At 66.2% G+C, this 21,032-nt stretch carries 24 protein-coding genes and 1 tRNA gene; 6 read left to right on the top strand and 19 right to left on the bottom strand.

The window, feature by feature from the left end:
- The first annotated feature begins 167 nt into the window (after positions 1 to 167).
- The 6 genes from NOV65_RS09995 to NOV65_RS09970 all read left to right on the top strand — a co-directional run bounded on the left by NOV65_RS09995 (position 168) and on the right by NOV65_RS09970 (position 5,527).
- Positions 168 to 1,037: a MinD/ParA family protein gene (locus NOV65_RS09995; RefSeq protein WP_257306316.1), complete on the top strand. Its 870-nt coding sequence runs from the start codon at positions 168 to 170 to the stop codon at positions 1,035 to 1,037.
- An 8-nt stretch (positions 1,038 to 1,045) separates the two neighbouring features.
- Positions 1,046 to 1,936, top strand: coding sequence for a FliA/WhiG family RNA polymerase sigma factor (locus NOV65_RS09990; protein WP_257306315.1), 891 nt, complete (start codon positions 1,046 to 1,048; stop codon positions 1,934 to 1,936).
- Between the two features lie 135 nt (positions 1,937 to 2,071).
- Positions 2,072 to 3,904 (top strand): glutamine--fructose-6-phosphate transaminase (isomerizing), encoded by a 1,833-nt coding sequence (gene glmS / locus NOV65_RS09985; protein WP_257306314.1) that lies wholly within the window; start codon positions 2,072 to 2,074, stop codon positions 3,902 to 3,904.
- Positions 3,905 to 4,199: 295 nt separating this feature from the next.
- Positions 4,200 to 4,364: a hypothetical protein gene (locus NOV65_RS09980; RefSeq protein ID WP_257306313.1), complete on the top strand. Its 165-nt coding sequence runs from the start codon at positions 4,200 to 4,202 to the stop codon at positions 4,362 to 4,364.
- A gap of 66 nt (positions 4,365 to 4,430) precedes the next feature.
- Positions 4,431 to 4,505, top strand: a tRNA-Val gene (locus tag NOV65_RS09975).
- A gap of 212 nt (positions 4,506 to 4,717) precedes the next feature.
- The gene (locus NOV65_RS09970) at positions 4,718 to 5,527 is read left to right on the top strand and encodes a hypothetical protein (protein WP_257306312.1); all 810 of its coding nucleotides are present in this window, start codon (positions 4,718 to 4,720) and stop codon (positions 5,525 to 5,527) included.
- On the opposite strand, the gene NOV65_RS09965 is transcribed toward NOV65_RS09970, so the two are convergent.
- The 19 genes from NOV65_RS09965 to NOV65_RS09875 form a co-directional block, all read right to left on the bottom strand.
- A complete protein-coding gene (locus NOV65_RS09965) occupies positions 5,517 to 5,708 on the bottom strand; it encodes a hypothetical protein (protein ID WP_257306311.1) in 192 nt (63 codons plus the stop codon). The genes NOV65_RS09970 and NOV65_RS09965 overlap by 11 nt on opposite strands.
- Positions 5,708 to 7,534 carry a hypothetical protein gene (locus NOV65_RS09960; RefSeq protein ID WP_257306310.1) on the bottom strand — a complete coding sequence of 609 codons (1,827 nt, stop codon included), beginning with the start codon at positions 7,532 to 7,534 and terminating at the stop codon, positions 5,708 to 5,710. Before NOV65_RS09960 ends, NOV65_RS09965 begins: the two co-directional genes overlap by 1 nt.
- A 9-nt stretch (positions 7,535 to 7,543) precedes the next feature.
- Positions 7,544 to 9,583, bottom strand: coding sequence for a phage tail protein (locus NOV65_RS09955; RefSeq protein WP_257306309.1), 2,040 nt, complete (start codon positions 9,581 to 9,583; stop codon positions 7,544 to 7,546).
- Entirely contained in the window at positions 9,583 to 10,164 is a 582-nt protein-coding gene (locus NOV65_RS09950; protein ID WP_257306308.1) for a C40 family peptidase, read from the bottom strand. The genes NOV65_RS09955 and NOV65_RS09950 overlap by 1 nt, the downstream gene beginning before the upstream one ends.
- 4 nt (positions 10,165 to 10,168) lie before the next feature.
- Positions 10,169 to 11,035 (bottom strand): DUF2163 domain-containing protein, encoded by an 867-nt coding sequence (locus NOV65_RS09945; protein ID WP_257306307.1) that lies wholly within the window; start codon positions 11,033 to 11,035, stop codon positions 10,169 to 10,171.
- Positions 11,032 to 12,198, bottom strand: a complete 1,167-nt coding sequence (locus tag NOV65_RS09940) for a DUF2460 domain-containing protein (protein WP_257306306.1) — start codon at positions 12,196 to 12,198, stop codon at positions 11,032 to 11,034. The genes NOV65_RS09945 and NOV65_RS09940 overlap by 4 nt, the downstream gene beginning before the upstream one ends.
- Positions 12,195 to 14,483, bottom strand: a complete 2,289-nt coding sequence (locus tag NOV65_RS09935) for a coiled-coil domain-containing protein (RefSeq protein ID WP_257306305.1) — start codon at positions 14,481 to 14,483, stop codon at positions 12,195 to 12,197. The genes NOV65_RS09940 and NOV65_RS09935 overlap by 4 nt, the downstream gene beginning before the upstream one ends.
- Entirely contained in the window at positions 14,476 to 14,628 is a 153-nt protein-coding gene (locus tag NOV65_RS09930; protein WP_257306304.1) for a hypothetical protein, read from the bottom strand. The genes NOV65_RS09935 and NOV65_RS09930 overlap by 8 nt, the downstream gene beginning before the upstream one ends.
- An 80-nt stretch (positions 14,629 to 14,708) precedes the next feature.
- Positions 14,709 to 14,972, bottom strand: a complete 264-nt coding sequence (locus NOV65_RS09925; RefSeq protein ID WP_257306303.1) for a hypothetical protein — start codon at positions 14,970 to 14,972, stop codon at positions 14,709 to 14,711.
- 2 nt (positions 14,973 to 14,974) lie between these two features.
- Entirely contained in the window at positions 14,975 to 15,715 is a 741-nt protein-coding gene (locus tag NOV65_RS09920; protein WP_257306302.1) for a hypothetical protein, read from the bottom strand.
- A gap of 51 nt (positions 15,716 to 15,766) precedes the next feature.
- Positions 15,767 to 16,018 carry a hypothetical protein gene (locus NOV65_RS09915; protein WP_257306301.1) on the bottom strand — a complete coding sequence of 84 codons (252 nt, stop codon included), beginning with the start codon at positions 16,016 to 16,018 and terminating at the stop codon, positions 15,767 to 15,769.
- A gap of 8 nt (positions 16,019 to 16,026) precedes the next feature.
- Positions 16,027 to 16,464: a hypothetical protein gene (locus tag NOV65_RS09910; RefSeq protein WP_257306300.1), complete on the bottom strand. Its 438-nt coding sequence runs from the start codon at positions 16,462 to 16,464 to the stop codon at positions 16,027 to 16,029.
- Entirely contained in the window at positions 16,461 to 16,946 is a 486-nt protein-coding gene (locus NOV65_RS09905; RefSeq protein WP_257306299.1) for an HK97 gp10 family phage protein, read from the bottom strand. Before NOV65_RS09905 ends, NOV65_RS09910 begins: the two co-directional genes overlap by 4 nt.
- Positions 16,943 to 17,503: a head-tail connector protein gene (locus NOV65_RS09900; RefSeq protein WP_257306298.1), complete on the bottom strand. Its 561-nt coding sequence runs from the start codon at positions 17,501 to 17,503 to the stop codon at positions 16,943 to 16,945. The genes NOV65_RS09905 and NOV65_RS09900 overlap by 4 nt, the downstream gene beginning before the upstream one ends.
- A gap of 3 nt (positions 17,504 to 17,506) precedes the next feature.
- Complete coding sequence (locus tag NOV65_RS09895) at positions 17,507 to 17,734, bottom strand: hypothetical protein (protein ID WP_257306297.1); 228 nt, start codon at positions 17,732 to 17,734, stop codon at positions 17,507 to 17,509.
- 3 nt (positions 17,735 to 17,737) lie between these two features.
- Positions 17,738 to 17,923: a hypothetical protein gene (locus NOV65_RS09890; RefSeq protein ID WP_257306296.1), complete on the bottom strand. Its 186-nt coding sequence runs from the start codon at positions 17,921 to 17,923 to the stop codon at positions 17,738 to 17,740.
- A gap of 56 nt (positions 17,924 to 17,979) precedes the next feature.
- Positions 17,980 to 19,473, bottom strand: coding sequence for a hypothetical protein (locus NOV65_RS09885; RefSeq protein ID WP_257306295.1), 1,494 nt, complete (start codon positions 19,471 to 19,473; stop codon positions 17,980 to 17,982).
- An 87-nt stretch (positions 19,474 to 19,560) separates the two neighbouring features.
- Positions 19,561 to 20,742 (bottom strand): HK97 family phage prohead protease, encoded by a 1,182-nt coding sequence (locus tag NOV65_RS09880; protein ID WP_257306294.1) that lies wholly within the window; start codon positions 20,740 to 20,742, stop codon positions 19,561 to 19,563.
- Positions 20,739 to 21,026, bottom strand: a complete 288-nt coding sequence (locus tag NOV65_RS09875; RefSeq protein ID WP_257306293.1) for a hypothetical protein — start codon at positions 21,024 to 21,026, stop codon at positions 20,739 to 20,741. The genes NOV65_RS09880 and NOV65_RS09875 overlap by 4 nt, the downstream gene beginning before the upstream one ends.
- Between the last annotated feature and the right edge of the window lie 6 nt (positions 21,027 to 21,032).

Below are 21,032 nucleotides of genomic sequence, written 5' to 3'. Positions count from 1 at the left end.
TGAGCTCCGAGAGCCAGTCCTCTGACTGGCACAGCCCTCGCCCCGCACCCAGCGGGTGTCGGTATGTTGACCTTCAAGGACTGTCTGCTTCCATCAGGGGCCCGCCGGGTTTGGCGGACGGGTCCGGCTATGCACGGCCCCGCGGTGGGGCGGGTGGAGGGCCCGGAATGAACACCCACCCGGGGCCCCGGTTCCGCAGCCTCCCTCTGGGCCAGGGGACCGAAGCCCCTCTTTTCGCTGCCAGAGTCGTGGCCATCACCTCCGGCAAGGGCGGGGTGGGCAAAAGCAACGTCACGGCGGGCTTGGCCATGACCCTGGCCCAGCAGGGCCAGCGGGTGGTGGTCATGGATGCCAATTTCGGCCTCTCCAACCTGGACATCCTCCTGGGGCTCTCACCTAAATACACGCTAGAACACGTGTTGCGTGGCGAGAAGGTGCTGGAGGAGATCCTTGTCGAGGGGCCGATGGGCGTGCAGATCCTGCCCACAGGCAGCGGCCTCCAGGAACTGACCCGGCTCGACACCATGAGCGAGCTGCGCTTGGTCCAGGGCCTCCAACGGGTAGCCGAAACCGTCGATTGGCTGCTGATCGACACGGCCGCCGGCATCCACGATTCCGTCCTCAAGCTGCTCCTGGCAGCCCAGGAAGTCATCCTCGTGGCCACGCCCGAACCCACGAGCCTGGTGGACGCCTACGCCATGGTGAAGGTGCTGCACCTGCGCGAACCCTCGAAACCCCTGTGGCTGCTGGTGAACAACGCCCAGAGCGCCGAGGAGGCCCGGGAGACCATCGATCAGCTCCAGGAGGCCACGGAGCGCTTCCTGGGCAAGCAGCTCCAGGTGCTGGGCATGGTCCCTCACGACCCCCACATCCTCCAGGCCGTGCGCCAGCAGCGGGGCGTGGTGGATCTCTTTCCCGGCAGCCCGGCTGCGCGCGCCTTCGCGGCCATCGTGCGTCAATTGCTGGGCCAGGCACTCTTGCAGCCAGATGACTTTGCAGCATTCTGGAAACATCCACCCCCCGGTGACGCCCCCTAGGAACCCGAATGACCCTGCTCCCAAACCGGCTCGTCGATTCCGATCCGTCGATCGATGACGAGGTGGCCCGCGCCGTGGCGTCCGCTCCGGCCGCCCTCCGGCCCTGGGCAGCCCTGCTGGCGGCGAGCGAACGGGAACGCGAGGCGGCCGCCTCCGCGGAGACCGGCGCCGAACCCCCGGAGCCCTTCGATCGGAGCAACCGCGAACAGATCATCAAGGACTACGTCCCCCTGGTGAAGTTCGTGGCCCACCGCATCGCCTCGCGCCTGCCCGCCCATGTAGAGGTGGACGACCTCATCAACAGCGGCATCCTGGGCCTGATGGACGCCATCGAGAAGTTCGAGCCCACTCGCAACATCAAGTTCAAGACGTACGCCGAACTCCGGATCAAGGGCGCCATCCTGGACGGCCTGCGGGATCTGGACTGGGTGCCCCGCAGCCTCCGGCGGAAGAAGAAGGACATCGAGAACGCCTATCGCCTCCTCGAACAGCAGAAGGGACGGGCAGCCTCGGACGAGGAGGTGGCGCGCCACCTGGGCATCCCGCTCGAGGAGCTGCACAAGAATCTGGATGAACTCAAGGGCGTCACCCTCGGCACCTTCGTCGAGGTGGGCGAGGACGGCGAGGGTGAAAGCCTCCTCAGCTTCGTGCCTGATCCGGACGCCGAGGATCCGCACCAGATCTTCCAGACCGCGGAGGTCAAGGACATCCTGCGGACGGCCATCGAAGGGCGGCCCAAGAAGGAGAAGTTCGTGGTCCAGCTCTACTACTTCGACGAGCTGACCATGAAGGAGATCGGGATCCTCCTGAACATCACCGAGTCCCGAGTCTCCCAGCTGCACACCAAAGCCATGCTGCAGCTCCGGAGCAAGCTGTTGGAGAAGCACATCCGGGGCTGAGCGCCCCGGAGACCGGCAGCCCGCTCCAGGCACCACACCTGTGGTCGCCGTGCTACCTCAGGGCGTGTGCCCCGGGCCACATTGGAACCTCAGCCCCGCCCGGCTATGGTCGGAAGCATCGGATCGGAGTCACCCATGTGCGGAATCGTCGGCTACATCGGTCAGCAGGGTGCCGCGGGCATCCTGGTGAATGGTCTTCGGAGCCTGGAATACCGTGGCTATGACAGCGCGGGCGTGGCTCTTTCAGATCCCAAGGATGGGTTCCGCATCATCCGGGCCTCGGGCAAGCTGGTGAACCTCGCGGGCAAGGTCGATCTCGCGGATCCCACGCCCCTGGGCATCGGCCACACCCGCTGGGCCACCCACGGCCGGCCCACGGAGGAGAACGCCCATCCCCACCGCAGCGGCGACGGGCAGGTGGTGGCCGTCCACAACGGCATCTTCGAGAACTTCCTGGAGCTGCGGACGGAACTGAAAGCGGCCGGCGAGACCTTCCGCTCCGAGACCGATACCGAGTGCTTCCCCGTGATGGTGTCCCACCTGATGAAGCGGGGCATGACCTTCCCGGACGCCTTCCGCGAGGCCGTGGGCCGCATGCGGGGCATCTATGCCCTGGCCTGCCTGCAGGCTGCGGACAAGGACCGCATTCTCGCCGCCCGCAGCGGCCCTCCGCTGGTGCTGGGTCTGGGGGAGGGCGAGACCTTCCTGGCCTCGGACGTGGTGCCTCTGCTGCCCCACACCCGGCGCGTGATCTTCCTGGAGGACGGCGATCTGGTGGAATTGACCCGCGAGGGCGCCCGCATCTTCCGCCTGGATGGCAGCGAGGTGCACCGCCCGGTCCACACCATCCCCTACGACCCCATCGCCGCGGAGAAGGGTGGCTACAAGCACTTCATGCAGAAGGAGATCTTCGAGCAGCCCCAGGCCCTCTCGAACACCCTGCTGAACCGCCTGCCCCTGGATGGGGAAACGATTCCCCTGGATCTGCCCTTCACGGCCCAGGAGCTGGCGGACCTCAACCGCATCCACATCGTGGCCTGTGGCACCAGCTGGCATTCCGCGCTGGTCGGCAAGTTCCTCATCGAGCAGCTGAGCCGCGTGGCCGTGGAGGTGGATTACGCCAGCGAGTACCGCTACCGGGAACCCGTGATCCAGCCCGGCACGCTCCTCATCGGCATCACCCAGAGCGGCGAGACGGCCGATACCCTGGCCGCCATGAAGGAGGCCGCGGCCCGTGGCGCCCGCACCCTGGCCGTGTGCAACGTCATGGGCTCCACCGCCACCCGCCAGGCCGAGGCCTCCCTCATGACCCATGCCGGACCCGAGATCGGCGTCGCCTCCACCAAGGCCTTCACCACCCAGCTGGCCGTGCTCACCCTGCTGGCGCTGAAGCTCGGCGAAGCCAAGGGCACCTTGGACCCCGCACTCAAGGCCGACCTGCTCCAGGGCCTGCGCGAGCTGCCCGCCCACCTGGAGCGCCTCAACAGTCTGGAACCCCAGATCATCCAGTGGGCCCAGCGCTGGCAGGACGCCACGGATTTCCTCTACCTGGGTCGCGGCCCCTGCTATCCGATTGCACTGGAAGGAGCCTTGAAGCTGAAGGAGATCTCGTACATCCACGCCGAGGGCTACCCGGCGGGCGAAATGAAGCACGGCCCCATCGCCCTCATCGACAAGACCCTGCCCGTCGTGGCCCTCATGCCCCGGGATGCCCACCGGGAGAAGACCCTCAGCAACCTCCAGGAGGCTGCCGCCCGCGACGGCCGCATCCTGGCCCTGGTCACCGAAGGTGATACGGGCCTGGCCGGCATCGCCGAAGACGTGCTGGAACTGCCGGCCGTCCACCCCTGGCTGGCCCCCATCGTCTACGCCGTGCCCCTGCAGCTGCTGGCCTACCACATCGCGGTCTTGCGTGGTTGTGATGTGGATCAGCCGAGGAACCTGGCCAAGTCCGTCACGGTGGAATAGGAATCATGGAATTTCCAGGAAAGTCACAGCGACTTCCCGGGCTGGGCCCCATCTTCTGGGCGGACAGTCGTCCCCTGGATGGAGGCTGCCATGGCTGCCCACTTCCTCCGCCGCCACGACTTCGCGCACGATCCCTCGATCGACTGGCTGCTGATCCTGGCCGGGGCCCTATTCGCCTGGCTCTTCTGGCCGGCCACCCACCATTGACTCCGCCGAGGGGCGGGTTGGGATGGCGCCGGGCCGGCCTGCGGCCCATGTTTGGGGTGGACCGTGGTCCTCAGGATTGGAGGTCCCCATGACCGCCCATGCCCACCCTCATCCCCATCCTCATGGTCACCCCCACTTCCATCCCGAAGTACCCCTGACCCGGTTCGCCTTGGACCATCCCTACGCAGGCGAATGGGCCCTGGTGACCATCGGCACCCTGGCCGCCCTATTGCTCTGGTACTGGAACCGCTGAAAGGACCCGCCACCCCGCCTGGAGGCTCGACAGCCGCCCCCGTTCCGCTAGAATGGAGCTTCGCGCTGGCGCGTAGCTCAGGGGTAGAGCACTACCTTGACACGGTAGGGGTCGGCGGTTCGAGACCGCCCGCGCCAACCAGCAATATCAACACTTAGGCCCCTCACGGGGCCTTTTTATTGCCTCCAGTCCGCCCCGAGTGGCAAACCACTGGCAAAGTGCACCCTCTGGACTAATGGGCCGCCTATGTGGACTGAGACGGACTGAAGGCCCATTGAGACCTCAAAACAACCCGGCATTTTTGACATGGCTTGTCAATTGCATAGGCCCCATATTGGTGACCAGGAGGCTCCATGCGCTTGCTTTTCTCCATTCTGATTCTCGCAGCAGCTCTCGCCTGTGGCGGCGGGTCCAGCCCCAGCACCACCAGCACCACGCCGCCCCCACCGCCTCCGCCTCCGCCGGTGACTAACCCGCAGCCCGTCCCGCGTGCGATCTACCGCCCCCGCGTGGCACCCGCCGCCCCTGGCATGGCCGCCGCGTCCATCGGCACCATCGGGGACACCTTCATCGTGGCCGCTGACGGCGGGTTCCAGGGCATCGTGGGCGACTATCAGAACCTCCGCGGCTCCATCTACGTCGATGAGGCCGGCGCGGTCTCCCTGGTAGGGACCTGCTGGCAGACCGATGTGGATGGGGCCACCTCGCCCCTCACGCTGACGGGCACGCTTCTGAACGGGGTGCTGTCCGGCACATCCAGCGCCGGGGCCTTCAGCCTCGCCGTGACCACGCTGCAGGATCAGGTGGTGGACCTGGCCGTCCAGACCGGGACCTGGCGCAGCACCGCGTCCAGCAACGGCAGGGTCATCGTTATGAATATCCATGCTGACGGCAGTATCAGCGGCTTCGCCTATGCCAACGACGCCGACGCCACCGCCGGCAAGCCCCAGGTCGGGGCCTATACGGGCACGATCAGCAATACCAACGCGGGGAAGAACTGCTTTAACATCGGGTTCTCCTACCTCCCCGATGGGTCGTTCAGCTACCTGCCATCCACCTACGGTTACGCCTACTTCGCGGCGGATGGGTCCTTGGTGGCGCTCACCTCGAACGTCAGCAACCCCCTGGCAGGGCAGCTCAGCGCCACCTTCGTCAAGCAATAGGCGCGTCAGGTAGCACGGGAGGCGGAGAGATCACCAGTTGATCCTCCGCCTCCACTTCGTACCAGCAGCCCTCCGGGAGCCCCGCCATGGAGACCTCCAGACTGGCCGCGTCCGGGGCCTCGAAGATGTGCCCGCTGACGGGCTTGCCCTGGGGGTCGGTGATCTGGATGATTTTTCGCATCAGCCCTCCGCCTTGAGGTTGGACTGCAGCACGCCGCTGGTCTGGTAGCTGTAGGCCATGTCGACGGTGATGGCCACGACAGGCCCGCGGTCCCGGTAGGCGGCAGAGACCACCACCCGGGGGGCGTCCCCGGCCACGATGTCCCCAGGCTGCAGATCCTCAATGGAGACCTGGCGCCCATCGGTGAGGTAGAACCGATGGTGCACGGCGTCGGTGAGTACCAGCCCGTCCTCGAAGGTGACGTCCCACCGCTCCTGACCCTCGACGGTGGAGACGGCCTTGATGGGCCACCGGCCCCGGGTGCTGGTGCCCGCGTGGTAGGTCACCACCAGGTCGCCCGCCACCAGGGCATCCGCCCGCTTCCGGGTCTCCACCCCGGCCTCGATGACGTCCACCAGGACCCACGGCGCAGGGCAGCTACCGCCACCGCCACCACCGCCGCCAGCCCCGCCGCCAGATCCGCCTGTGATGCCCGCGGGCCAGGTCTGCCCATTGTCGACCAGGGCTGAACCATCCCCGTTCCCCGTGGCGGCGTAGAAGCAATGGGTTTCAGATGGCCCGAAGGCGTTGTAGAGGGTGACGAGGCAAGCGGGGCACCCGGTGCTAATGCCACCGTCTATGAGCGTTGTCGTGGTGGTTACCGTATTCGCAGCATTTGAATCGGTCGTGTTGGCAAAAAGACGATCATGCATGGAGGGATAGGTGGTATCGAGCAGGGTGAGAGTGGCCGTGGTGCCCGGGATGCTTTGCCGGTACCAGACGATCTTGGCTGGGCGCATGCCATCCAGGTTGTCCGTGGTGGGGGCTCCGGAAGGGGTGAGGGAGAGTTCCAGCCGGCCGATTTTTAAGGTGGTATCCCATCGCCGCCGGGTGATCGTGAGGCAGCTGATCTTGGGAGCTCCCCCCAGGGTATTGGGGTCGCAGTTCCCGACGTAGAACGCCCGGTCCGCCGTGGTGCCGGTGCCGAGTAGGTTCTTGAGGGCATTGGCTGCACGGAACCCGCCGTCGGTCTCCATGTGGTTGAACTTCACGGCCCTGCGGAGGCTCAGGTTGTCGAAGTAGAGGAACTGCCCAGCCCCCGTGGTGCTGGCCTGCACGAAGGCCTGCACACCCACCGCTGAGGAGCCAGCTGCCCCCCGGAAGGGCGTCATGGTCTGGTAGACGGCCCCAGCGAAGGCCACCGAGGTCGAAGTGCCCACCGTGGCGCCTGATGCGTCGTAGAACTTCAGCACCAGCTGGGCGGCCACCGTGCCATTCGAGCCCTTCACATAGCCGTCGAAGCTGAACTGGTCCCCATAGATGCAGGGGATGACCGGCGTGAGGGCGGTCTGGTTCGTGGCGGAGGCGTCGAGTTTCCGGCAGTAGTTCCCGGCGTAGGCGTTGGTGGCGTCATTCACCACCAGCTGCCCCGCATAGCCCACCACGGCGCCCAGCTCGGAGGTGGGGTTGGGGATCAGGTTGTCCGACTGGTACGCGGTCACCGGGGGCGTGGCCGGCGCCAGGCTGGACGTCGTCGCCACCCAGGCGCTCTTCCCGTCGGGATAGACCACGCGCACCGCCGCGTTCACGTTGGTGGGGGCCGCGGTGTAGGTGCGGTAGCTGTAGGTGGTCACCAGGCGCCGGTCCGTGGCCAGCAGCCCCCGCTCGGGGGACTTCAGGTACTTCGAGGTGTCCGTGGGGTCGGTGCCGGTGTAGATCACGACCTCGAAGCCCTTCACCAGCCCGGCGGGGCTGGGCTCGGTGAAGGTCCAGTTGATGTCCACCCACTTGTAGATGGCATCCGAACCGCCACCGGATCCGCCGCCGTCGTCGTCAACTTTGCGCATCGGAACCCCTCAAGTCGGCCTTGTGTCGGAAACAGCCACCGTGATCGCCGTGGGCGCTGGCACCGCCGCGGCTGCAGGCGTCCAGGTGTAGACCGCCTCCGAGGCCAGCTGCCGCCCGCCCGCGCCCCAGAGGTTGAAGCTCAGGAGCTTGATGTAGAGCAGCTGGCCGATCTGGGTGGCGGGGATGGTGTAGCGGGCCACGGTGGTGTCGAGCTTCGCCCACTTCGTGCCCGACAGGTGGGCGCCCGGGGCCGTGCCGTAGAGCCCGCGGTAGAGCCCGGAGAGGTTGTAGGCGTTGGTCCCGGTGAGCGTGGCAGTCTGGAAGCTGATCATCTCCCCATCCACCCAGATCAGGTTCAGCCCCTGCGCTGCCGTAGCGTTGTCCACGGTGTTCAGGACGCCGCCGTTGGGCAGGGTCACAGAGAGCGTGTTCGTGTTGTCCTGGGCTGTGCCCCCGGCCCAGGCCGCCAGGTTGGCGGTGAGAGTGCCGAAGCGGCAGGGGTTGCTGATGTAGCCAGCCTGGGCGTAGCTGCTGCCCGTGCTGCTGACCCAGATCGAGCAGCCGCCCCAGAGCGGGCCCCCCGCTGTGGCGAGCGTGATCTCCGGCGCCTCACCCTCGGCGTAGAGGGCCGGGCTGTCGAAGATCACCGGAGCAGCGGCCGCGCCCGGGTCGGCGTTCACGTTGGGCGCCTGCCCGTCGGCGGTCTGGGTGGTGTAGAGCGTGGCGCTCCCGGTGCCGAAGGGCCACTCCTCGGCTTCGATGGTCAGCCCCTCCTCCTCTGAATTTTCGTCGGGCATCTCGACGCTGACGATCCGGACCAGCTTGTGGTCCAGGCCCAGCAGCGGTTCCGTGATGGTGACCAGATCCACCATTGGCTCCAGTAGGATGTAGCGCCAGCCGAGTCGGAACTTGTAGGTGCGGCGGATGAAGACGTTACGCTGGGCCTTGATCCGGCTCACCTGCAGCGCCACGGCGGAGCGGGTGATGCAGTGCAGGGTCAGCGGGGAATCCTTCTTCAGCCCGTTCAGGGCCACGTCCACCGGCTCCGGGTCGTCCACCACGCTCACGTTGTAGCTGTTCAGCCGGTCCAGGAACTCCACGGGCACGCAGTTGAAGATATCCTGCGGGCTCGAGATCGTGACCTCGATGGGGTCCTCGTCCGGCGCGCCGACCAGGAAGTCATCCACCGTCAGGTCGTAGAGCGGCGTGGTGTTCGGGGTGTAGGTGGTGCCGTTGGCCGTGACCGCGGTGTCGCCGTAGGGCACGATCTTCAGCAGCATGCCTGTGGCGCCGGCGGTCCAGACGGACTCGGAGTTCGTGGCGTTCAGGACGTCCTGCAGGTGCTCGGCGGTGCTCTTCTGTTCCACGAAGGCCGGGCTGATCACGAACCCGAGCGCCTGGCAGTAGGTGGCATAGCTCCCCGCCCCGGTGACGAGGTCCCCGAGCTGGGCCGAGGGGAACCCGCTGCCCTCGTAGGGGTCGGTGAGTAGCAGGTTCACCACGGCGGAGGGCTTGGCGTCGTAGGCTACCAGGGCTGCCGGGTCTTGCTCCGTGGCCACGAAGCCCACCACCTCGAATGAGTGGTTCTTGAACGCCCCGGACCCGCCCAGGTCCCAGGACGGGGAGCAGACCGTGGCCATGCCAGAGTAGCCGATGGCCTTGGTGGGGTGCTTCGTCGTCCAGGTGGACCAGGCTGTCTGGGGCCGCGTGCCCGTGAACAGCGTGAGCCCGTAGCCGCTCAGGCTGCCGATCTCCTTGTCCCGCCAGACCTGATTGACCCCCGTGATGGGCCCCGCGCAGATGGCCATGATGCCGCCCGCGGTGTAGGTGTAGGTGGTGTTGGACGAGGTGGAACCCCCGCCGCCCTTGCCGACCTTCTGGGTGGTGGTGTGGGGGATGGCCGTGAAGTCGTCGTAGTCCAGCAGGTTCCCCGGCACGCGGGTGGTCCCGCACACCACGGGCAGGCAGCCACCGTAGGCGCTGGTCTGGATCTGGATGCCGGCCAGGACCTGGTCGACCGTGCTGGTGCTGTGCCCGCCGCCGCCCATTAAGCCCCCTCGCTCAGATGCTTGGCGAGCCACGCGGGCACCACCATCTCACCCGGCTGGATCATGCCCAGCGTGTCGGCCGGCACCTCGTCCCAGCCTTTTGCCCACGGAGACCAGAACCCCACCAGCCGCTCGGCGAGCTCCTGATTGGCCACGGCATCATCCAGCACCACCTCACCCGCGTGGATGTAGGCGTGCACGATCTCTGGCCACGCCACAACGATGGAGCCGTGGCTGATGCACCGGCCCCAGCGGAACAGGGCGATGTCCCCGGGCAGTGGGGCGTCCACCTTCTGGGCGTAGGTCTCCACGATGCCCAGGAACCGCTCTTCGCTGCGGTGGAGCATCCAGTCGGCGGGGTACTCGGCGGGCTCGACGTGGGGCGTGACGCCCGCGCCCTCGTAGACCTCCGTGAGTAGCATCCCGCAGTCCACCCCGGCACCCATGACCCGGGCCCGGTGGTGGTAGGGCGTGCGGAGCCAGCACATGGCCTCCTGGACCACGGCGAGGCGCTGCTGCTGCTCCTCGGCAGGGCGGTCCAGGATCAGGGCGTGCGCGGCCAGCATGCGTTCGGCGATCATCGGGTTACCTCGTCGTCTCGGGCGGCGGGACATAGGGGCAGCCCCGGAAGCGGTCCAGGTTGGCCCAGGTGGTGCAGGCGGCCTTGGTCCGGGCGCACCCGGGGTAGACCGAGAATGTGTCTCCGGGGGCCGCAGCGGCCGGCAGGGGGATCGACAGGACCGCGATGCCGCCCACATAGGACTTCACCGCGCGCCGGCTGCCCGTGGCGGCTCCGGAGGTCATGGTGAGCACGCCCAGGGCGTAGTAACCGTCGGCGTGACCCGTGCCCACGTTCACCTGGCTGATGTTCGTGCCCGCGCCGGCCGTGCCGGTGTCCGTGAGGGCCACCAGGTTCTTGCCACAATTCGCGTCGCCGAAGCTGTTGGAGCATCCCGGCATGAACAGCGTGCGCGGGAATTTGTTGGTGAGCCGCTCCAGGTCGGACTTCACCCGCAGCGTGACCTGGGTCGAGGTGGGGTCCACGGCGGCCACGTTGCCCTCGAACAGGACGAGGCTGCCCGCGCTGGTATCGCCCCAGGTGGTCATGAAGACCCGCTCCACCTTCACCCGGCACCCGTCGAAGCCGCCGTTGTGCGCGAAGATCGCCAGCCCCACGCCACCGATCTGGGCGGTGCTGCCGCCGTAGAGCGTGAGGTCCATGACGTCCACCTCGAGGCCCTTGACCGTGCGCACCGTCCCGCGCTCCAGCGTCGGCTGGGTGCCGTTGTCGCTGGGGCTGGTGAAGGTGTTCGCGCCCAGGGTGATGGGCAGGTCAGCCTTGGCCCAGCGCACCACCGAGGCATCGCGCATCGTGAACGTGTAGAGGTCCGCCATAAGGAAGACGTTGTTGCTGTTGAGCAACGAGATCAGGGCTCCCGAGGCGGCCTTCACTTGACACTCAGCAGCGAGACCGTGCCGCCGTTCCAGCACAGGTTGAACATCTGCTCCTGCTCGTACTCGTCCATGTCGAACCGGACGCGGCGGTAGTAGGCTCCACTCCAGGTGAGGGTGGCGCCGCTCACCGGAGCCGTGGCCAGCGTCACCAGCCCCGTCCCGCTCAGCGTGTAGTCGGTGACGGTGACGGCGGCTGTGGTGGTGGGGATGTAGGAGGTGGGGGCGGGGGCGACCTCAATCTGAGCGCCCCACAGGTAGAGGCCGCTAGCACCATCGCCTGTGTAGCCTGTAGTACCGTCTCCGGTAGCGACGGCGATCCGCACTGTGCACGCTGAAGCCCCGGTCCCACTGTTAAATACGACAGTGCACCGATACCATCCGTTGCCCAGATTAACGATAGATGCGGTGGTACCACTGTTGACGGACCCGACCACTCCTGTTGCGAGATTGAACCAAGCGCCACGAGTAGTCCCACCCTTATCGTTTGGCTGAAGCCTCAGCCAGTTGCGCTCTCCGGCCTTTGCGTGAGTGCTGACTGCATATGTAGTGTTATCAAGAATCGTCAGACCCTGTGAGGCCTGGTGGACGTTGTTGGTGACATCCTCCACGATCTTGTCGGAAGTCGTTGTCCCATCGGGCGATAGAGTGGCGTTTGCTGTCACCGTTACGGAGGTCTTCACCCACCCCGCGTTATCGAATTGATCCGAGAATTTCAGCAGATTCGTCCGCGCCGTGCTGTAGAGCAGCTGCCGCCCCTGCCAGTCCGTGCGGTAGACCGAGGGCGTGCCGTTCATGTCGAAGACCGAATAGCCCTCGATGTCCAGCAGCTGGAACGCCGTGGTAGTTCCGTTCCCCGTGCCGAAGGGGGTGAACGAGGCCGTGTTCGAGTAGGGGTCGGTGTAGAGGAAGCTGTCCCACTTCCCGCGGACGGCATTGAACAGGCTGAGGATGGCGGTCATCTCGTCCGAGGGCGTGTTCGCGCTGAACCCGGCCCGGCGCACGAAGTTCACCGGGAACTCGTAGCGCCAGCGCGGGGTGGACTGCCACGACGCCCGCAGTTCCTTGCCGCTGGAGGTCGTCTGGACCTTCGTGGCCCAGATCGGCGTGCGCTTCACGGCGATGTCGATGCCCGCCAGGGTCGGGAAAATCAATCCGCTCACGACCGCCTCCCGTTGCGCATGGCTTCACGAAGCGTCCGCAAGAGCGGCCCCTGGTTATGGGCGAACAGGCGCTCCACGCTCTTGGCGTCCACCGAATGGATGTTGATGTTGACGGGCCCACTGCCAGCCCCCGCCGCAGCCAGACCGCCGCCACCCTGGAGACTTTCACGCAGGGGCCCGGCGATGTGTGCGGGGAGCACCATCTCGTTCTTGTGGATCATGGCGACCTGATCGGCTGGCACCTGATCCCAGCCACCCTCGGCAAAGGCCATCGTCCCCGCGAAGGCGACCGCAGCCGCAACCGGGGCGATGAAGGGGCCGATGTAGGGGATTCCGACCATTGCGTTGTATGCGCCGGATGCCGCGCTCTTTGCGTTGGTGACGACCTCCTTCATGTGGGCGTCTTCTTGGAGGGCTGACCTCAGCAGGAAGTGCTTGACCCAGTAGAGGCCCATGTTGATGAGCGATTGCTCGGTCTGGTTCTCGATCTGCTTCAGGGCACCGCCCACCCCCTGGGCGAGGGACATCTCCCCGTGAATGATTTGCTGGATGCCCTGCGTCCAGCCGGTCGTCGCCTTCGTGGCCGCCTGATCCCAGAACGCGGCGGTCTGCTGGGCCGCTGTCCTGCTGATCTTCGTGATGTCTGCGGCGGCCTTCCGGTTAATGGCGTCCTTCTGGGCCTGGATCGCCCGCCACTTGACGAGGTCCTCCCGAGCCGCCGCCTGTTCCTGGTCCAGGGCGTCCAGTTCGGCACGCAACCCAGAGCGGGCCGCTGCCTGCCGAGCCGCTGTCCACTGGGCCAGGGTGATCTTGCCCCGGGCCAAATCGTCGTCCAGCGCCTGCTCTTTTTCATCCAGGATCGCCCTCTGGATGTCCAACTCATCTTTGGCCGCGATCCGCGCCAGTTCGATGTTCTGTTTCCGCGCCTTCTCGGCGTCGGCATCGGCCTGGGCCCGCTCCTTGCGCGTGTTCTCGGCGGTTTTGCGCTCCAGCTCTGACAGGTTTGCCTGGTACTTCTGGAACTCCTCCTCCATCTTGGCGTGGATCTTGGCCATCTCGGCAGGCTTCCCTGCGTAGGCCCTCTCCTCGTCTTTGAGGGCCTTCATGGTCTGCGCGTACTGCTTGTCGTACGCGACCTCCACCACCCGGGTCATCTCGTCCCAAGTGAGAGTCCCGGCTTCCTGGAACGACTTCAGGTCCTTGATCTGCTCAGCTGCCACATGGGCCGCCGAGCGCATGATCTCCTCGTCCACAGTCTTTCGGAGCGCCAGGCGCTCTTCGGCGGCTTTCTTTTGCTCTTCGAGTTCCTTGGCGGTGACGCCACCCTTGCCACCCTTACCGTCCCCGCCGCCGCCTTCCCCTGCCGCGCCTTCCGGCTTCGGCAAGATGCCCTCCTTGGCCCACTGAGCCTTGAGGGCGGCGATGCGGCGGTCTTCGTCCCCGCCGAGGTCCGGGAACGCGGTGTGGTAGTACTCCGAGGCCGCCAGCGTGGCCTGGGACCACATCAGCTTGACCTTGTTCCCCCAGATCGCCCAGCCCTGGCCGGAGTCGGCGAGCTTCTGGTCGATCTGTTCGATGGCCAGCTTCACCTTGCCGGTTTCGATCTCGAAGTGGTCCAGCTTGGCGATGGCCTCGTTGTCGATGTGAGCGCCGTACTTCTTCAGCGCGTCCGGGCCGTCCTTCTCGATCATCTCGTTCATCTTCATGATCTGAGGGAGGATCGCCTGGGCACGGCTGCCCAACAGCGCGATGGCCACTTCCGAGCGACGGCCCGGGTCTTCGATGGACGCAATGACCTGGACCGACTTGGACAGGGTGGTCATCAGGTCCTGGTGGGAGAGCGCAGCCTCGTCAGCAGCGATCTTATTGGCGATGTAGATCTCGGGGCTGGCCGCCATCTTGCGCTGGAGGCCGTTCAGGATCCCCGACAGGTCCCCCATCGTCCCGCCCGTGAGGACCAGGGCGTTCTTGTAGACCGACAGATCATCGAACGAGGCCCCGGTGCGCTTGTTCAACGACTCGAATTCCTCTGTGAGTTCGTTGGTGGCGTGGACGGCCTCCAGAATCTTGTCCTTGACCTCGCCCAGTGCCTCGAACGCCAGCCCGACCATGCCGATGGCCACGGCCCCGGCCCCGAACTTATCGAAGCTCTCGATGGCCGACCCCAGGTCGCCCTTCATGCCTGATACGGCCTTCTCGGTGTGCTCCTGGGCGTCCTTCATGCCCTGGAGCAGCGACTTGACGTCGGCGCTGAGCTTGACTGCTACTTCTTTTTCGTCAGCCACGGTGCACCTGTGCCGCCCACACGCGGAGCTCGTCCTCGGTCATCGGCCGGGTCTCTTCGGGTTCCTGCGGCTCGTAGCCCATGTAGCCCTTCACCAGGAGGTGGAGCGGTGGGGACTCCCACCAGTAGTCGAGGAGGTCTGCCACATCGGGCCACGGGGTGGCGTCCAGCTGGTGGATGGTCCACCCCGTGGTCGTGACGATGAGCCCAGTGACGCGGCTCCAGTTCAGGGGTTCGTCTGAACTGGAGCTTCGGCTTCCGGGCGGCTGAACGTCGCCTTGTAGAGCGCCTGCCCCGCCATGAGGAGCCCCACGGGGCTGATCCCGTCGAAGTCCTCTTCCGTGGCCTCGGGGAAGCCCAGCTTGAGGAAGGCGATGCTGGCCTCGATCCGCTGATCGAGGTCGAGGGTGGGCGCGGTGAGCCGGTCCACCACGTCCTTGTTCCGGCGGATGACGCCGTAGGTGAGGGGTTTGATCGCGGTCAGGTCCATGATCAGTTCCCCGTGAAGATGCTGACGATGTTGCCGACAGCGTCCGCCGTGGCCTCGAAGTCGATAGACTTCTCCATGAAGTCCGAGTTCTTGAAGGCGAAGCTGAGCTTGGGGATGACCACGCTGGGCAGGTAGATGCCGGAGCTGTTCGCGCCGCCAGCCATGCCCTGGTAGTTGTTGTAGAGCTTCAGCGAGAAGGCGGTGTTCGTGCCCATCTGCTGGTTCGTGAGCTTGATCGTGGTGCCCACGGCGGCGGAGGTCTTGTCGTAGGTGATCGACATGAGGTGCGTGCCGTCGGTGGCGTTGAAGGTGTAGACCCCGGCCGCCACGCTGTACTGCCCCACGGCGGGAGCCGAGGCCACGCGGGTGAGGAACTTCTGGGCCACGGTGTCGAACACGGCCAGGTCGGAGACCCAGGTGGCGGAGCCGGAGACCGTGATGGTGTTCGTGGTCGGGACGGCCTGCTCGTTGAACACGCCGACGTTGGAGCCCACCACGGTGGTGGACCCGCTGAGGATGGCGGCGATGAGCCCGCCGTGGAACCAGCCGGACTTGGCCTTCCCGGTGAGCTTGCCCTCGCCCTTGGCGGAGTCGACGGGGAACTGGAGGTTGCCGATCAGGTCCTTCTTCGCGTAGCTGATGTCGACGCTGATGTCCTTGAGGACCGCGACCTGGATGGGCGTGGGAGTGGTGCCGGCGGGGGTGAGGGCAAGGATGCCCGTGCCGAAAAGAGGCTGTGCCATGTGAGTCTCCGGAGGGCCGGGGTGACCGGCAAAGGAGGAGTTGAAAAAGGGCTAGAGCAGGGCCTTCAGGCGGGCCTTGAGAGCCTCCGTCTCTTCACGGAGGAAGTTGTGGATAGGGGTCTCGACCTTGGCCGAGACGTTGGCGAGGATGTTCTGCCAGAAGGCGTCGATCTCGGCCTCCCATGGGGCGGGGGGGATGAGGTCGGGGGGAACCCCGACAATCACGTCGAACGCCAAGCCACTATTGGTCGGCTCGGTCTTCGGCTCGGCTTCCGGCTGGATCTCTTCAGGTTCATCAGGCATGGGATCTCCTAGTTCTCGGCTGCGGTGATGGTGATGGGGACGATGGCGATGCCGTGCTGTCCCCGGTTGCCCTCGAAAACCTCGATCTTTCCGTTCACGAAGACCGAGTAGGCGAGCCCGCCCAGTTCCTGGCGACTGCCGGGGATGTTCACGGCGATAGCCGCCCGCACCTGGTCGATCAGCCCGTTCAGGGCCACCGTGGGCACCACATTCGGGTCGCTCCCGGTGTTCACGTAGATCAGGATCTCGACGGGGATGGTGAAGACTGTCCCGATGCCGGAGCCATCGCACAGGGCGTCGATCTCCAGCTGGTTCAGCATCACGGCAGGGAACTGGCCATCGGCGAGGTTCTGCGGCACGTCCGGGCGCCGGGAGAAGTGGTTCACGCCAGGGATGGCCTGGATTTTGGCCCACAGCGCGGCGTAGATGGGCTCCAGGGCGATCACTTCGCCACCGCCTTGGCCACCGACGCCTGCATGTCGGCGATGATGTCAGACCGCAGCTCGCGCAGGCTGGAGCGCAGGAAGCTCCGCTCGGGGAGGTTCATCTTCATGGTGTGGGCGCCCACTTCGATCTTGCGGGGCTGCTTCACCGGGCGCCCCCAGGCCACCTTCATCATGCGGAGGTGAGCCCGGACGGTGACGGTGCCCTTGAACCCGTACTCATGGGCCGCGGCGTAGCGGAGCTTGATGCCGACCGTGCCGACGATCCGGCCGCCAGCCTCCTCGATGCGCTGGTTGATCGCCCGCCGGAGCGTGCCCGTGCGGTTCTTCAGGACCTCGCCGGAAACCTTCTGCTTGGCCTTGGCCAGCACCTTCATGGTGGACCGAGCGATAGACGCCTTCCCGGCCGCCACCACCTTCGGGCCCATACCTTTGAGGTTGGCGATCACCTTGTCGTCGCCGACAAACCGGACGTCGAGGCTCATACCGGCACCACCTTCTTGTATTGCTGCATCACGGTCTTGGTGCTGTCCGGCATGTCCTTCAGGCTGAAGCTGATGTGCTCCGGCCCCATGCCCGTGCCGGTCTGGCCGATGCGGGACTTCTCCCGGTACTTCCAGGCGGCCAGGGAGATGCACTCCTGCGCGAGGTCGAAGGGGATGGGGTTGTACCCTGCGGTGTAGGCCACCGTCACGTTGCGCCGCCCCACCGGGAAGCTGGTGCCGACGAGGAAGATGGCGGAGTCGCTGAAGATGTAGCCCGGCTGGATGCCGTCCGGGCTGAGGGCCTGCGGGAGCCCGTTGACCGTGACGCTGGTGACCGCGGTCACGGGCGTGTTGCCCAGGACCAACGTGTCCGAGCCCGTGCCATCCCGCACCTCCGTGTAGGAGGCGGACGGGATGGTGGCGCTCATCCAGCTCTGCATGGAGACACTGGCCGCCGTGAGCAGGCGCTGGAGCAGGACGTCATCCGTGTTGTTGGTGACGACTAGCCAGGCCTTCAGGTCAGCCAGGGTGCAGAGGTCGGCGGGGTTGGCGGACATGGGCTACTCGGAGAATCCGTGCTCGCGTGGTTCGAACACGGGGTGTGGGTTGGCGTCACACCAGGCCTGGCACTCTTCCCTCGTCTCGAACTGGAGGGCGTGGTGGGGGCTCATGGTGCTGGTTGGCTTCGTGAATCCCTGGACCTTGCCGGTGTCCAGGTCCGCGCCGTTCTTGTTGGCGTAGAGACCGGGGTGCCTTGGGGCTTCGGGGATCCAGACGAATCGAGTCATGGGCTACTCGGCGGCGACGTAGCCGTGGGACTCGATGAGGGTGGCGGCGTGGGCCTGGTCGACCTCACAGAAGCCGTCGTTGACGACGTATTCCACGCCGTCCACCGCGCAGCCAGTGGCGCCGTCGGGCGCCAGCAGGAGGACGTTGCCCTCGGCGGCCTTGGGGATGTCGGTTTTGATCTTGGCCATGTGGACCTCAGAAAGGGGCCCGGGAGCCCGCAAAGGCCCCCGGGCGCTGGCTACGTTCAGCCATTCGCGATATTGCTGATCACGCCCAGACCGAAGGGCGCGTAGACCGCGAGGGTCTCCTCGACGTAGACACCGACGTCGCGCGAGCGGGTGACCACGGGCCAGAAGGTCTGGCGGTAGTCCTTGCGCACGTGGATCTCGGCGACGTTGGGGACCTCGCTGTTTTGGAACTGGGCGGGCAGATTTTCACAGAGGGCGAGGATCGTGCCCGCGGGGATGTAGGGGTGCAGGACGATGGGGATGGTCACACCCTGCTGGCCCGCGGTGAACGGGTTGAAGTAGCCCGTCACGAAGCCGTTGGCGGTCACGGCGTAGGGGTCGCTCTGGTTGGCCGCGAAGATCGGGGAGGTGTTGGAGTTCATCACCTTGTTGGTGATGTTCTGCATCTCCTGGCTGTTCACGAAGATGACCGTGGGGCTCAGGCGGGAGTTGTCCCACATGCTCTTGAGCATCACGTCGATCTCGGTGATGTTCCGGCGCCCGCCCGCGGTGAGCGGGGTGCCGGTGCCGGACACGCCGGTCGCCATGACCTTCGTGTAGGCCAGGCCGCCGCTGTTGAAGGCGGTGGTGAGCAGGCCGTCGAAGGCGTAGTTCGCGTTCTTGGAGCAGTCGGCGGTGACCGCGGTGAGGGCCTGGCCCGTGCCGGCCAGAGCGGTGCTCCAGTCCAGGCTGTTGATCGTGGTGATGGCCTCGAGCTTGGCGGCACCGGCAGCGCCGATATACCAGGCGTAGGCGACCGCGCCGAGCACGGGGGCGACGCTGGCGAAGAGGTGCTGGCCGAGGGTGATGGCCTGGGTCGCCACGGCGGACTTCATGCTGGAGCCGCCGTTCAGGTTGTAGGTCTTGCCGTCGGCCCCGGTAATGGCGACCACCTGCTGGACGCCGCCGGACAGGCTGGCCGCGAGGTAGCCCTCCATGGTCAGCGCGACGCAGGCCACGTCGTAGGTCGTGGGGGCGCCGGGCAGCGTGCCGCCGGTGCCGGAGGCGGAGGTGGTGACCGTACCCACGGTGCCCAGGGCCAGGGAGGCGTTGCCCGCGATGAGGGCGTACTCTTCCTTGGTCAGGGTGCCCTGCATGAGACGGAACGCGAGGCCAGCCTGCGCGTCGGTGAAGCCCTCGGCGGCGGAGATCGCCTCCTCGGTGATGCTGTCCTCTTCACCCAGCGTCACGTAGTTCGCGCTCTTGTTCTGGGTGGTGTAGGACATGCGGGCCGACCGCTGACCTTCCGGCACCCACGGCATGGACTTCACGCCGGAGCCGGTGAAGCCGGTCACAGCGCGCCAGTTCGTGGCGATGCCGCCGCGGCCCGGGACGCGCTTCAGGCGGGACCGGATGGGCGCGAGGAAGGCGTAGAGGTTCTTCTCGGGGGCCTGCAGGTCGTAGTTGACCAGGCCGGTGGAGGTGCTGATGGTCTTCTGCAGATCGTTGACGGCGCTTTCGCCCATCATGGACTTATGCAGAGCCAGGGTGTCGGTGATGCTTGCGCTCATGGTTCTCTCCGGGGGGCGGGTTCGATCCCGCAAAGGAGGGTTTGAAAGACGGGGTGAGGTGCCCGGATCGCCGGGGAAGGGTTGCGGTTATTCCGGCTTGTGGCCGTACTTGTGGATGAACTTGATGGAGGCCTTGAACTTCTCCTCCGGGTCGGTGGTCTCCTGGTACTTCTTCAGGTCCTCGGCCTCGGCGTCCTTGGCCTGCTTGGCGAACATCTCGGCCTGCTTCTCCGCATCGAAGACCACGGCCACGCCCTTGGCAACCTCGGGCATCGCTTCGAGTTCGGTGATACGAGCCTGAGCCTTGGTCAGCTCGTCCTGGGCCTTGGCGAGGTCGGTCTCGAGGCCGGCGGCCTTCTGGAGTGCCTCGGCAGCGGCGGCCTTGTCGGCCTCCTCCTCCTTGTCCTCGACGTTGGCGGGTTGATCGAAGCCAAGCCCGCCCATCGCCTTCTCTGCGTCCTGGAGCATCTTGTGGACGCCACTCAATGCCTCGGCGGTGGACTTGCTGAACTTCTTGCCCGCCTTGGCGAGGTCGACGCCGGCCACCTTGGCGGCCATCTCGAGAAGGGCCTGGGGCTCGCGGCTGGGTAGCTGAGACATCAACTCGGCGCACTCCTCCGCGGTCATGGCCTGGAGGATGCCCAGCCCCTGCTCGATCCACGCGCCCAGCGCGGCGGGTATGGGGCTCGCGTCGCCCTCGCACTCCGCCTCGTAGGCCGAATCCCACGCCACGAAGGCCAGGGACTGGAGCAGCCCCGCGAAGTCCGCGATGCTCCACATGCTCTTGCGCAGGACGGCGAGGGTGAGGGCCTCGGACTCGTCCCCCTCGACCTTGCCCATGCTGAATACGGCCTCGGGGTTGGCGGGCCGGTCCACCAGGGACACCTCGACGAGCTTGATGCCGGTGATGGTCGAGCGGTTGGCCGGGTCGCGCTTGGTGACCTTCCCGCCGATGCTGAAACCCTTGTAGGTGCCGGTCTGGACCTTCTTGATGGCCTCGGCGTCCACCACCAGGGCTTCGAAGTGGGTCTTCCGGTCGTCGCCCACATCGCACTTCAGGGCGGTGCCGGCGGCCCAGGCGGTGTGCATCTCGCGCAGTGCGCCGAAGGCCATGTAGTCGGGGATGGCGGCCTTCATGGCTTCCGCCGTGATGGTCTCGCCGTCGCTGTCCACGGCCTCGGAGCTGGCGATACCGGATACCTTCAGCGTGCCGTCCTCCTGCTCCTCGACCTTCTCGAATTCTCCGTAGAGTTTGAATTTCTTGGTCATACGCTCGCCCCCGTGATCGGGTTGCGCCAGACCTTCCCGTCCCAGAGGATGGAAACGCCCAGCGTGGTGTCGGTGAACCGCATGCCCTTGAAGGGGTTCGCGGGTCGGGTGGAGGTGGTGCCGGACCCATGGGGGTCGGTGATCTGCCAGCCGTTGGCCTGCAGGGTGGGCGCGTCGAAGTCCGGCACGTCCTGGGGTGTACCCACGACGCCCACATAGCGGCGGCCGCTGACTTCGTGGGTGGCGTTGCCGGTGGCGGGGGGGAGCATTCTCACAGTGGCCATTCCTTT

This window comes from Geothrix campi (assembly GCF_024609265.1).
Taxonomy (GTDB): domain Bacteria; phylum Acidobacteriota; class Holophagae; order Holophagales; family Holophagaceae; genus Geothrix; species Geothrix campi.
Note: the sequence above shows the minus strand (reverse complement) of the source record. Positions and strands in the feature narration are given on the sequence as shown.

Bases quoted from the DNA above. Each gene is read 5' to 3' on its own strand.
- NOV65_RS09960 (WP_257306310.1), bottom strand. From the start codon at position 7,534: ATGCGCAAAGTTGACGACGACGGCGGCGGATCCGGTGGCGGTTCGGAT.
- NOV65_RS09995 (WP_257306316.1), top strand. From the start codon at position 168: ATGAACACCCACCCGGGGCCCCGGTTCCGCAGCCTCCCTCTGGGCCAG.
- NOV65_RS09955 (WP_257306309.1), bottom strand. From the start codon at position 9,583: ATGGGCGGCGGCGGGCACAGCACCAGCACGGTCGACCAGGTCCTGGCC.
- NOV65_RS09950 (WP_257306308.1), bottom strand. From the start codon at position 10,164: ATGATCGCCGAACGCATGCTGGCCGCGCACGCCCTGATCCTGGACCGC.
- NOV65_RS09895 (WP_257306297.1), bottom strand. From the start codon at position 17,734: ATGACTCGATTCGTCTGGATCCCCGAAGCCCCAAGGCACCCCGGTCTC.
- NOV65_RS09990 (WP_257306315.1), top strand. From the start codon at position 1,046: ATGACCCTGCTCCCAAACCGGCTCGTCGATTCCGATCCGTCGATCGAT.
- NOV65_RS09890 (WP_257306296.1), bottom strand. From the start codon at position 17,923: ATGGCCAAGATCAAAACCGACATCCCCAAGGCCGCCGAGGGCAACGTC.
- NOV65_RS09885 (WP_257306295.1), bottom strand. From the start codon at position 19,473: ATGAGCGCAAGCATCACCGACACCCTGGCTCTGCATAAGTCCATGATG.
- NOV65_RS09965 (WP_257306311.1), bottom strand. From the start codon at position 5,708: ATGCGAAAAATCATCCAGATCACCGACCCCCAGGGCAAGCCCGTCAGC.
- NOV65_RS09880 (WP_257306294.1), bottom strand. From the start codon at position 20,742: ATGACCAAGAAATTCAAACTCTACGGAGAATTCGAGAAGGTCGAGGAG.
- glmS (WP_257306314.1), top strand. From the start codon at position 2,072: ATGTGCGGAATCGTCGGCTACATCGGTCAGCAGGGTGCCGCGGGCATC.
- NOV65_RS09980 (WP_257306313.1), top strand. From the start codon at position 4,200: ATGACCGCCCATGCCCACCCTCATCCCCATCCTCATGGTCACCCCCAC.
- NOV65_RS09915 (WP_257306301.1), bottom strand. From the start codon at position 16,018: ATGCCTGATGAACCTGAAGAGATCCAGCCGGAAGCCGAGCCGAAGACC.
- NOV65_RS09905 (WP_257306299.1), bottom strand. From the start codon at position 16,946: ATGAGCCTCGACGTCCGGTTTGTCGGCGACGACAAGGTGATCGCCAAC.
- NOV65_RS09875 (WP_257306293.1), bottom strand. From the start codon at position 21,026: ATGGCCACTGTGAGAATGCTCCCCCCCGCCACCGGCAACGCCACCCAC.
- NOV65_RS09900 (WP_257306298.1), bottom strand. From the start codon at position 17,503: ATGTCCGCCAACCCCGCCGACCTCTGCACCCTGGCTGACCTGAAGGCC.
- NOV65_RS09970 (WP_257306312.1), top strand. From the start codon at position 4,718: ATGCGCTTGCTTTTCTCCATTCTGATTCTCGCAGCAGCTCTCGCCTGT.
- NOV65_RS09925 (WP_257306303.1), bottom strand. From the start codon at position 14,972: ATGGACCTGACCGCGATCAAACCCCTCACCTACGGCGTCATCCGCCGG.
- NOV65_RS09920 (WP_257306302.1), bottom strand. From the start codon at position 15,715: ATGGCACAGCCTCTTTTCGGCACGGGCATCCTTGCCCTCACCCCCGCC.